Raw genomic sequence first — 238 nt, forward strand, 5'->3', positions numbered from 1 at the left:
GTGACGATGTGGTGCTTGGAACCGGGTCGCGCGCGATCGGTGGGGTTTGGCCCAGTTTTTGGCCTGCCCCAACGGCGCGAATCGATGATGAATCGACGGCGGCTCGTGAGAAGTCGATCTGGTCCGCTGCGCGCAGCTTTGCGAGCAGTAGCTCGTGCAAGCGATCCCAGACACCGGCTGCTTGCCAATCGCGCAGCCGGCGCCAACATGTCACGCCCGAGCCGCATCCCATCTCGGC

1 pseudogene is annotated in these 238 nt (G+C 64.7%); it reads right to left on the minus strand.

The annotated features are described in order from the left end of the window. Positions 1-238, minus strand: a pseudogene (locus SB771_RS36800) (IS5/IS1182 family transposase); the annotation flags it as partial.

Source organism: Burkholderia sp. SIMBA_051 (genome assembly GCF_046534915.1).
GTDB lineage: Bacteria > Pseudomonadota > Gammaproteobacteria > Burkholderiales > Burkholderiaceae > Burkholderia > Burkholderia ambifaria.